The organism is Ruminococcus sp. MCC718 (genome assembly GCF_018783905.1).
Lineage (GTDB): Bacteria > Bacillota > Clostridia > Lachnospirales > Lachnospiraceae > Hominisplanchenecus > Hominisplanchenecus faecis.
In genome coordinates, this window is record NZ_WQNP01000012.1 from 1 (window position 1) to 10,548 (window position 10,548).

Consider the following 10,548-nt stretch of genomic DNA (forward strand, 5'->3'; position numbering starts at 1 on the left):
ATTTTTTTCAGGTGCTTCAGAAGCTGTATTATTTACATCATTTTTCTTATTTACACCATCTAAGGACTTCATTGTCGGGATTAATTGAACGATCTCTTCCACCCTTGTCCACTGAGCTCCGTCAGGCACCGCACACATCCAAAAACTGATTTTTTTGGTCTTCCATTGAGATCCATAGAGCCCCAAGTCGGCTGTGTCTTTTGTGTAGTATAAGTTTTTATTTAATAGATGAGGAAGATATATCTCCCTCTACTTTTATGGTGCGCACATGTCCTCAAAAACATGATACATCACTAATTATATTATAATCTTTCCCTGGAGATTTGCAACAATTTCCTGCTTTTTCTCCTGTGTCGCTTCCGCATAAATATCCATGGTTGTTGTAATATCTGAGTGGCCCATGATACTTTGGATCACCTTCAAATTCGACTCATTCTCACACAATCTTGTGCAAAATGTGTGTCTCAAATGATGGGCTGAAAAATGAGGAATAATGAGTGGTTCTCTATCCTCTTTCTCTGCTATTTCTATTTCATCTTTGTTATATGCAACTCTTGCCCTTTCAATCGCTCGATTAACTGCATTTGGTAAATATACCGTTCCGGTTGCTGTTACAAAAACGAAATTTGAATATCCATCAATCTCTTCTGAGGAAAAGCCAATGCACTTTTGGATCTCATACTCATCCAGAAAAGCATTGAACACTTCATCGATCATCGGAATGGTTCTCCGTCCTGAAATCGTCTTTGGTGTAGAAATATGCTTGACCGATTTTCTGTTTTCATCAGGTCTGTAGATAAAAGTATGATTCACACTGATAATACGCTTTTCAAAATCCAGGTCATCCCATCGAAGACCGATGCATTCACCAATTCGCATTCCTGTTCCAAGAAGGACTGTTATAATAGGTACCCATCCTTGATATTCCCGATGGGCTTTTAAGTAATCCATAAAAGCTTTCTGCTGTGGAATCGTAAGCGCATGTCTCGGATTATCTTCCCAGATATGGCTCTTTTTGATTTCTGCCATTAATCCGTCTGTCGGATTTTGTCTGAGCAGTCCATCCCTTACAGCCATCTGGAATGCCGGATGCAACTGTGTATGTATACTATCCAGCGTATTTGCTTTCATTTCTTCATCCAGGATAATACGATAATAGAATTTTTTCACATCAGAATATTTGATCTTACCAATCAATCTTTTTCCAAATGTTGGTCTGACAAAGTGATTATACATATAGAGATAATTCACTTTTGTTGATGGTTTCAAATCATATTTCTGTTCGATAAACCGATCATACAGTTCATTCAGCGTTATCCTGTCAGCCAGCTGCGGATTCAGTCCATCTTCTTTGTCGCGGATGATTTTTCTTTCTTTTGCTCTGAGTTCAACCAATGTTTTTGCGTAAACAGTTCGTCTATTTTTATCTAAATCTGTATAAGAATAAGAATAGCGACCGTCTTTTCTCTGACTCTCACCGGTTCGCAACACATACCCCCGGCTGTCTTTTCTTGATTTTGCCATCCTCTCACCTCACTAATTGTGAGGAGCATCTTAGCTGTGCTTGTCCTGTCGGTATAATAGTTCCAATCCTTTCTTAAGCACCTGCCCTTTTGTAAGATTGTACTTTTCAGCATAAGCTTCCAATTGCTTCTGCTCAGCATTGGAGAAACGGATGGTGAAACGATAATTCATGGGGTCATCACTCTTTGGTCTTCCCATCTTTGCCATACTATTTCCTCCTTCCTTACAACACTATTATACTTTATGTCCGACAACAAGTCAACGTGTTTTGCTCCTCATGTATTACATTTTATTTTTTATAATTCATCTCTGAAATTCTCAAGATATTCATCCACAATCTCTGTATTAACCAGAACAACTCTCTTCACATGATAGACTGCTTTTGCATCTTTCGCTAATTTCTGAAATGTATGCAACCCCATAGAATATAATTGTGCCCCTTCCTCATAACGGACAAATTTCTTTCTTCCGACCTGCACCAGCTTTTCCAATTCTGGAATTTCTTTTCTGACTTTAGGCATGAAAAAACCTCCTTCCTTCGTACATAAAAAAATATCTTTCATATATACAAAAGAAGGAGGGTGAAAATACAGCCTCTAATATGAAATTTTTTTTGGCTTTAGAGAAAAATTATGTATTATCGTTCAAATTGTAGCACAGGTACAACATATCTATAATTTTTTGTTTATCCGTCCCTCTAATGCCTAATGATCTTAAATCCACTGTTTCATCAGCTATTTCAGATAAGAACTTTTTCATATCCTCTGCTATTTCCGAACTGAGAACTTGCCTTGTATTGGCTGTGATTAACTGTGCTAATCGGAACACATCGTTTTTATGTTTCTTTATATTTTTGCTGTCAACCTGCTCTCCATTCAACTTGCGTTCTTTTAAATCCAGCCACGCTTTTGCCTTAAATGGTATCAGGCAAGTCGGACTTAATACCGGAATGCCATCAACCATCATTTGTCCGGTTTTTAGCAATTCATAATACGCTTCGTTTAGAAGGATTGCCGACAAGCTGGAGATTTCATCGTCTATCGGAATCGGTGTGAGAACTGCATCATCTTCCAATATAATAAAATCTGGATTTCTGGAAAATATTTCTATCATGTATGGATATTCTTTGCTTTTCGGAGATGTGAAACGATAAAACTGTGCATTTCCGGTACTTTTATTCAAATGCTCATATCCTGCTTCCTTGACATACTCCCAAAACTGCCTGCCAAACTCCGCTGTTATGGATTCAACAATCAGTACAATATCTACATCTTTTGTAGCCCGAAACGGTAATTCTTCGTTTTCCATAATCAAATCGCAAGCTGTCCCACCGATGATGACATATTGATTTTCAAAGCCCTGAAATCTTTCCTTAAATTTTGTAAATCCGCTGACCATTACTCCTTCAACCTTCTTTCCTGTAATTCATCTACTGCTTCTTCAATTCTCTCATCGTTTGTATCTGCAAAAGACAAAACAATGGAAATATCATCAGCACTGTTATCCTCTGAAAATTGTTTCGGGTTGTATGCCCATAATTCAAGTCTTATCTGTTTATCCGGGTCTATCAATTCATCAGTCAGCAAGGTTTTATCATAATCTTTCTCACTAATTGCATAGGTAACAACTCGGCTGGGATTTAGCATTGTTTTTTCAGAAAGTGCCGTTTCCCCTGCAAAGACCATGTTTTCTGTAACTTGCGCCTTATCTATATATCCTGTTTTTCGAACAGGAGTCGTCAAATATACTTTTGCTTTTTCAAATAATTCATCTCGCTTATATTTTGACTCAATAAACTTGTTGACACCGTCTTTTGCTACCAAAAACAAATCCGTCGTTTCCAACTGCTTTACTGCTCTGGTCAAGGTCATTGCTGTAAATGGAAGCACTTTTCCGGCTTCTGAAATATACAATCGTTTTTTCTTACTGTACAGATAAAATAAAAACAACTGCTGCGTGGAGTAAACAAACTTACCCCTCAATTTAGGGGGTTCTTTCTCATCTGTAAGCATTGTTCCAATGAAAGGAAGAAAGACCTGCTTATCAGTAATAAACGGTATATTATTTTCTATAAGGCTTTTTCTTCGATAATTTGATACCGTTGCAAGTTCAAATACAACTGGTACATTATCAATCTGCTGTATTTTTGCAATTTGTTTTTTCAATGCCGGAAGTGTGGCAAGTTCTTCTGTTGGAGCAAGCATTATACAGCGTCTGTTTCCAATATATGCTGTTTGAAAATCATAACTCCCTGCAATATAAACAGGCAAAGAATCCTGATGATTCCATGCTTCATATTTTATAGAAATCCCGAATACGCTTGTAAGCATATTTCTCATTCTCCTTTTTAACTCAATTTATTTCATTTTAACTTATACAATGTTAAAATTCAAGTTTTTGAGTTGTTTCGAGTTTGTGCAGATAATCTGCATAAACTTCTTTCATAAGCAAAATTTCCACTCGATGAGTGGAAATTCTACAATGCCCAAATTACATCTTAAATTTATATTTTCCTTTTCCGTGACCGGATACTGGTTCAATAATATCTGCCTGCACCAAATTGGAAAGAAGTTTTGAAGCACCTGAACCTTTCAGTTGAAGAAGTTCCATAACAGCACTTCTTCCAAACACCTCATCAAAGCCAAACTTTTCAAAGAGTCTATGGATATGAACCGTCGTTTTTACTGAGAAATCACTGCCTTTTTGGGAAAGTACACTTTCAATGTCCACTTTTGTGTCTTGAATGTCCACTTTTTCATTCTCAATGTCCACTTTTTCTTCATTCAAAAGTCCACTTATATGAAGATTTCGATTATGAAGCTCATTTTTCTCGTTCAAAAGCAGATTTCTGAGAAACGCTTCTAGATACTCTGTTGTTTCGTGAATACCTTTTTGCAGGTTCGTATAGTTTGCACGGACAAGTGCATTTCGGAAATACCACGCATTCTTCGCAAAAATATCATTGGTTGCAGAAAACCCAAGTGTCCTTAAATATTTGATGAAGAACACTGCCGTTGTTCTTGTATTGCCTTCCCCGAAGATATGGATTTGCCATAACCTTGAAATGAATACAGCAAGATGATGGATAATCTCGTCCATGGAAAGCCCTTTATAACTAAAGTCCTTCTCCTGCGAAAAATCATATTCAAGTGTGGCTCTCAGTTCTGAAGCACTACCGTACATAACAGTCGCCCCATCAAGCACCCATTCTTTCTTTGTAATGTTGTAATCTCTAATTTTTCCGGCGTGTTTATAAATCCCCTGAAAGAGTTTGCGGTGGATAGAGATATACTCATTCGGAGAAAATGAGAACGCTGTTTCAGAAAGAATTTCTGCAATACGAGAAGAAACCTTATCTGCTTCTTCGGTACGTTCATCATCAGACAAATGCACTGGTCTTTCTTCATAATAGCTGTCAATAAGACTTTGTGCTTCCTTCATCGTGATTTTGCCTTCAATATTCTGAATGGCAGTATCAATCAAATATTTAGATGGTTTGAGTCCGTCCACCGCCTGAAGTCCGATTGCCGTACTCCAAGCATAACCCTTATGAGCTTTATCCGGTTCAGACTCCCTTAAATATTCCTTAAACGGGTCTTTTTCCATATCCACTACCTCGCTTCATAGTCTTATAATTCAATCTTACCTAATTTGTGCAGACCGTCTGCACAATTTCAAATATGCACTATTCGCTTTCTTGCATATTCTCATCGGCTTTTGCAATCATTTGTCTGTACTGTTCTTTCACACTCTCCGGTGCAAGTATCTGTACCTTACCATTAAAGCCAAACACCCAACCGAAAAAGGTAGGGCTGGCTGATACTTCGGTCTGTACTCTGAAAGACGTCATATCATACGCAAGGGTTGTCACATCTTCTCCGAAACGGTCAACCATTGTTTTCATCAAACTGTTATCACACCTTAAATCCACAAAAACTTTCTCGCCTGAGAACATAAAGAACACTTCTTTTGTGAAATTTTCAATATCAAAATCATCAGGCATTGGGATAATGTCCTTATCCAATATCTCAGGTTTTGAAGCAATACGGTCTACCCTGAAATTGATAACCTTGCTTTTCTTCTCAGAATATCCGATAACATAATAATTATCCCCATTCCAAAGAAGTTTGTACGGACTCAGCTTATAAATTTCGCCCTTATTCTTCAGAACTTTTTTCTTTAATCCGGTATAATCATAATACTGGAAAGAAATCTGCTTACCTGCATTGATGGCGTCGTTTATAGCGTCAATGATGTAATATATCTGTTCATTATCCGGCTTAATTCGATTGACCACATAGTTATTACGCTTCAGCTTTGCCACCTGCCCTGCACTTGTTATTGTATGTATCTTCTCAATCAGTGCATCGCTTTTCTTCTTTGTAATGAACTTTGATGACTCTACTGCATCTATCAGCAATTTCAGTTCCGTCAATTCAAACTTACGACTGGCTACAAAATATTTGCTCTGAGTAGAATGAATAGTAACAATATCCATTCCAAACTCCTGAAGTGCAGCAATGTCTTTTGTAACCGTTGTTCTATGTGCAGATATTCCGTATTCATCATTCAATATATTGATTAACTGTGTTGTGGAAAGAGGATTCTCTTCATCTGTTCTTTCCAGCAAAATTTTTTGTAAGTATAAAATCCTTGGCTTTGTTTCCATAGCCTTCCTTTCCTAATTGTGCAGACCGTCTGCACAATTTAAAATCTATCATTGCATTATCTTTTTATTCAACACCCAATGTCTTATATACCGCACCTTCCGTACTGGAATAGAAAATCAGATTAAAGCAGCCGATTAAATTTGATGAGACTTCCCATCTTTTCATAAGGCGATACCCCTTTTTCAGATATTATGTGAAAAAGCCAAAATCATCGGCAAATGCAATATCCATAATAATCTCGTGACGAAGAACTTCTATATCATTCTTATCGTCATAAGCAACCAAGTAGTATTTCTGTGATTTATCGTATTTCTTGTTCTTAAAGTTAAAGCGGAGTCTGAACATACGCTTCGTCGTATCTTTATCTTTCTTATCAGCAATAACAATATTCTCATTAGAAATCTTCTCGTTACTATCAGAAATGAAATATACTCGGTAGCTTGTTTCTTTCACAATATCACTTACCGGCTCTGTCTGAACAAAATCCAGTGTCGTGATAAGATTTGTAATCTTTGAAGTCAGGCTTACAAGAGCAATCTCTGCAAGGCTTGTTTCCTTTTTACCCTTATCTACTTTCACATCAATCATTGGTACAAGCATTTCCTGCGGAGAGCAGCCACCATGGACATAGTTCTGTCCTGCTCCTGCCACCTTGAAAATATCTGAAGCAAGCGGGAACGATACAATACGCTCATCGGCACTACCAAGTACCTTACCAACCGTTGTATGGCAAACTCCGTCTGCCTTGATTTCTTCGGCAGATATGGAATAACGCTGTCCAACGCTGTTTGATTTTGAAGCAGCTCCGGCAATCTTATCTGTTGCCTGAATTTTATCTCTCTTATAAATAAATCCGTGGTCTGCCGTCACAATAAAATGATAAGTATTTGCCTGCGATGCAATTCTCTTTATCAAAGTATAAATCTCTTCAATTGCTTCTTCGCAAGCAGTAAAGACTTCATTTTCAGAAGCCGCTTTATCTCCACGGGCATCTATCTGATTATGATAAATATACACAACGTCCTGTCCGGTAAAGATAGAACGAAGGTCTGCCTGTTTCATTGTTTTCATTGAATCAAACTGAACGCACTTACTGTTTATTTTATACTCTTTAAGAATAGCTTCCCTCTGCTCCGTGGAACTGCACGCTTTTCCGTCTACCAGTACATCATAAGACGGACTGTACTCAATCGTCTTATGCGGAAGTAACGAAGCCATACCTAACGGTGTATAAGATGGAAGAACGCCTTGCATTGCTCCGATAGAAGCATTGCACTTCTCATCTGCCTGCATTTTTTCAAACAGGGTATGTGCAACCTCATAACGGAGTGCATCGGATATAATAACAACAACTCTATCCTTTGAGTAATTGATATGCCTTGCAAAGAAATCTCTCTGCAATGTAAGTCCTGTTTCTCCATCTGCGTCTGCAAGTTCATTGTTCCAGTTCACTGTAATCCGGTTCAGATACTCATTGGTATAAATATTCTCAACCAGTTCCCTGATTTTTTCAAACTGTGCAGTATCTTCTAATTTATCAAAGTAAAAATAGAAGTATCTATAATAGCGGTCAATCTTATAAGTTGACTCCGTATATTCCTTAACCAAGTTTTTGATACCGCTGACTGGCTGATACTTACCTTCAGCAATCATATCAAAGGCATTTTGAAGAATAAAATACTCACTGCGGAAGTTCTTTCCAAAATGTTGCTTTCTGCGTTCTACACAAAGCTCCGGAATCGTCTTTCCATTCAGCTTTGCTCCTATATCCTCATTCTCAAGTCTGCCGATAATCCAACTAATCAGAAGTTCATCAACACCTGCAAAGATATTGCAATCTACAAGTGTTTCCACTTCCATCTTCTCAAGATAATTTTTACCATTGATTGCATTATAAATAATCTCTGAAATCTCATCAAAACGAGTACCATACAAATAGCTATTCATCAAGTTATCTATAAACGCAATGATATTACCGGATTTATAAGAAATAAATGGTTTCCAAGCCTGCGGCATATCCGTATGAATACTCTTAGCCGCATAAGTAACAAACATCGTGATAACGAGTTTTTCAAGTGTTGGCTTCGGGTCATTATATCCAAATGCCACATCTGCCTGCTGCCAAAATGCAGAAAGCAAATCATACTTCTCAAACTCTGTCAGGTATTTGTTATCCTGCAATTCATAATCTGTCAATATTGAACGCAACACTTCTTCAAAAGAAGCGGTCTTATCCTTGCAAAGCACGCTCATCAAAGCAACTTCTATTGTACTTCTGTTGAAATTCTCTATTTCCAAATCATAAAACTTCTGTGTTCTGTCTTTATTCGCAAAGAATTTAATATAATGCTGAATGACAGACTTGTACCGTTCATCAATACCCAAATCAAGCGTGAGCAGGGAAGCACGGTCAGCAAAAAATTCTTTGGAATATCGGATTGTATCTGCAAGATGATTGTCCCTTATACTTGGTTTTGCAAACGGAGCGTAAACAAGATAATTGGTTGTCGTATCCTCTCGTTCCAAGAAGTATTTGATATAGAACTGGTTGTCTGGCTCAAGATGCAGAACCTTGGCATTTTCCAGTTCTATGCTGTCAATATCCTCCTGAAACTCCGCATTGGCATCATACCAAAACACAAGTTTACGGACATCGCTTGCAAACTCACTATTTAATTTGTCTGTAATCTGTTTTAAGTTTAGTTCTGCCATGGTATCTCCTACTTTACTCCTGTACACATTATATCTTGCCCTGTAATCTCTGCGGCTAATTCATCAATGAATTGGTCTAACGCCAATGTTAAAAATTCATGCAACAACCAATTCTCTTTTGAATTTAACAAATGTGCCATTTGCTCAGGTTTGTATCGAACAATTTCACTAACCCTATGCATAGCTGCCATAATAATTAACATACTATTAAGATTCATAACCTCTGGATGATTCAATGCCGTTCTTTTCAAATACCACAATTTCTTGCTCGAACGAATATATTGAAACTCTCGCCTTAATTCATCATTCTCGTTTTTAAACTCTGATGATAAACTATCTTGGTTTCTTTTTGCCCCATTTACACTTTGTAACACAAAATTGTTATTATCGGAAATCTTAAATTTTGAAGATATACTGTTTACATATACAACTGGAATAGAAACCGGTGCAACTCCAAACAAAGAATGGTCTACTTCAAATTTTAAGTATAGGTTGCTATCATTTCCCTTGTAGTAGCACGGAGCTTGTGCTGTTTTAACAGGTATAAATAATTCAGGTACTCTTGCTCCTCTTGGGGTGTTATATGTAGTTATATAGGCACGATGAATAAACGCTAAATTATATAATAATTTCTTCAATGTAACTGTATTTAGTTTTCCGCCTGCCCAAATAGTATCAAAGTTCTGCTCAAGCATTCTTCCAAACAAGACAAAAACACCTTTATTTTGATGTCCCACATGTATAGTTGAAAGCTCATTTCCAGAAATAGCGGTATTTTCAAATAGTCCATGTCTTGAAAAATGTTCTACAAAATCCTCAATATACTCGCATTTAAAAGCTAAGAATGCTTTTACTGCATTTAGCATTGAATAATATGATACTAACGGAACTGATTCCATCGGCAATGTTTTTGCAGCTTTATAAAATGACATTGCTTGTTTCCAATAAAACGAATAGTGATATTTCTTTTCATCGCCATATTTGATTTTCGATACAGCTGAATTATGATATTTCATCGCTTTTTTGTGGCTTGAAAAATAAAAATCAATATATGTAAAAATATCATCTGTTAAAACTATGTGGCTACTAAAATCAGGCGACGTATAACTTTTTCCTATCTGAAGTTTACGGTTCTTATATTGATAAGGCACTTCATCAATATTAACATAAGTTCTTTTCGGCATACTATTTCCTCACGAAATCTTCGCTAAAATCTGCATTTTCTTTCCATCGGCGGTCTGCACTTTTTCGTAATTAACTTTTACACCGTCATCAAGGTCAATGTCGATACGGGAAAGAGCCAAGTGAGCGATTTTAGCATCATAGTCTTTGGTTTCCTTAATTTGTTTTTGGAGCTTTTCCTTCCGCTTTGTAGCATTGGAAATCTCCTTGTTATCGTGGCTGTTGTCTATAATTTCCTGCATACGTGTAATCTCTTTTTCATATACACGCTGAATACGATGAAGATACTCAACTCGAACATTACCAATGGTATCTGCGTTCCAACGATGCATATAAACAAGAGCTTTAAAACCATTTTGCTTACCACTATCAAAAATCCAGTGATTATTCCAGGGCTCTTTGAGCCACCTGTCCGGACTTTGAGAGCCACCATTCCGGAGAATGAGAGCCATATATTCCG

The 10,548-nt window shown here is 37.2% G+C and carries 9 protein-coding genes and 1 pseudogene; all 10 read right to left on the minus strand.

What is annotated here, in order from left to right:
* Positions 1–297 precede the first annotated feature (297 nt).
* Positions 298–1,524, minus strand: a complete 1,227-nt coding sequence (locus GPK60_RS01315; protein ID WP_215658712.1) for a tyrosine-type recombinase/integrase — start codon at positions 1,522–1,524, stop codon at positions 298–300.
* 30 nt (positions 1,525–1,554) lie between these two features.
* Positions 1,555–1,731, minus strand: coding sequence for a hypothetical protein (locus tag GPK60_RS01320; RefSeq protein ID WP_215658713.1), 177 nt, complete (start codon positions 1,729–1,731; stop codon positions 1,555–1,557).
* A gap of 89 nt (positions 1,732–1,820) precedes the next feature.
* Complete coding sequence (locus GPK60_RS01325; protein ID WP_215658714.1) at positions 1,821–2,045, minus strand: DUF6462 family protein; 225 nt, start codon at positions 2,043–2,045, stop codon at positions 1,821–1,823.
* A 109-nt stretch (positions 2,046–2,154) separates the two neighbouring features.
* Positions 2,155–2,922, minus strand: a complete 768-nt coding sequence (locus GPK60_RS01330; RefSeq protein WP_173866280.1) for a hypothetical protein — start codon at positions 2,920–2,922, stop codon at positions 2,155–2,157.
* On the minus strand, positions 2,922–3,854 hold the full coding sequence (locus GPK60_RS01335) for a MarR family transcriptional regulator (RefSeq protein ID WP_173866283.1): 933 nt from the start codon (positions 3,852–3,854) through the stop codon (positions 2,922–2,924). The genes GPK60_RS01330 and GPK60_RS01335 overlap by 1 nt, the downstream gene beginning before the upstream one ends.
* A gap of 160 nt (positions 3,855–4,014) precedes the next feature.
* The gene (locus GPK60_RS01340; protein WP_173866285.1) at positions 4,015–5,130 is read right to left on the minus strand and encodes a Fic family protein; all 1,116 of its coding nucleotides are present in this window, start codon (positions 5,128–5,130) and stop codon (positions 4,015–4,017) included.
* 79 nt (positions 5,131–5,209) lie between these two features.
* On the minus strand, positions 5,210–6,154 hold the full coding sequence (locus GPK60_RS01345) for a WYL domain-containing protein (RefSeq protein WP_346727698.1): 945 nt from the start codon (positions 6,152–6,154) through the stop codon (positions 5,210–5,212).
* 229 nt (positions 6,155–6,383) lie between these two features.
* A complete protein-coding gene (gene pglZ, locus GPK60_RS01350; RefSeq protein ID WP_173866289.1) occupies positions 6,384–8,906 on the minus strand; it encodes a BREX-1 system phosphatase PglZ type A in 2,523 nt (840 codons plus the stop codon).
* A gap of 8 nt (positions 8,907–8,914) precedes the next feature.
* Positions 8,915–10,090 (minus strand): YaaC family protein, encoded by a 1,176-nt coding sequence (locus GPK60_RS01355; protein WP_173866291.1) that lies wholly within the window; start codon positions 10,088–10,090, stop codon positions 8,915–8,917.
* A gap of 9 nt (positions 10,091–10,099) precedes the next feature.
* Positions 10,100–10,548 (minus strand): annotated as a pseudogene (locus GPK60_RS01360) (BREX-1 system adenine-specific DNA-methyltransferase PglX); the annotation flags it as partial.